1 pseudogene is annotated in these 908 nt (G+C 80.7%); it reads left to right on the forward strand.

Features of this window, described 5'->3' with window-relative positions:
- A pseudogene (locus PV721_RS43605) lies at nucleotides 1–814 on the forward strand (hypothetical protein); the annotation flags it as partial.
- Between the last annotated feature and the right edge of the window lie 94 nt (nucleotides 815–908).

Genomic DNA, 908 nt, shown 5'->3' on the forward strand with positions numbered 1-908 from the left:
GCTGCGCGGGGGGCGGCGTTCCGGGGGCGCCCGGTACGCCGGGTCTGCGGCCCCTGACGCGCCGGCCTTCACCCCGCCGCCGGGGCAGCCGGCCGGCACGGGGCTGCCGGGGTCCGACGGCCTCGGCCCGGAGCACGGCCGGCCCGCCCCGCGCGGAGCGCGCTTCGGGCCCCCGCAGGATCCGCTGCCCCGTGGCGTCCGGTTCGGCCGGCCCCGGCCGGAGCCCGTGACACACCGCGAGGCGGCCCCGGTGGCTGGCGGCGAAGCCGCGCCCCGCGCCACGGCCCCGGCCGGGCCCCCGCGGGCCGTCGCCGCCGAACTGCTCTCGCTGCGCGCACAGGGCCGCAGCGGCGAGGCGCTCGCGCTGCTGTGCGAGGCCGCGGCCGGGCCCGCCGAGCGGCTGCCCTGGCTGGCCGCCGAGCTGGCCCGAGCCGGGCTCGCGGCCGACTGGGCCACCCTGCTGTGGGAGGCGGGCTCGCTCCCGCCCGGACAGCTCGCGGCGGCCGCGGCCGCCCTCGGTGACGCGGGCCGGGAGGCCGACTGCGACGCCCTGCTGCGCCAAGGCGTGGCCCGCCCCGCCGCGGAGGTCGCTGACGCCGCGCTCGCCCTCGGTGACGCCGGCCGCGTCCGCGAGGCCGACGCCCTGCTCGGTGCGTTCGTCCGGGTCCGCACCGCCGAGGAGGCGGCCGGGCTGGCCCGGCGCGACCCGCAGTGGTTCGCCCCGCGCCTGCTCCAGGCGGCCCGCGCCCTGCCCGGCTCCCGGCACCGCGACCTCGTCCACGCCCTGCGGGTGGCCGGTATCGCAGCGGGGTAGGGCGTGCCTTCGGGCCAGGCGGGGGAACCACGTGTTTCCCTTAAAAACAACATACCGCCCCCACCGCCTAAAAAGGTTAAGAACTCTGTGGGAG

Origin of the sequence: Streptomyces sp. MB09-01 (assembly GCF_033794505.1) — a bacterium.
GTDB lineage: Bacteria > Actinomycetota > Actinomycetes > Streptomycetales > Streptomycetaceae > Streptomyces.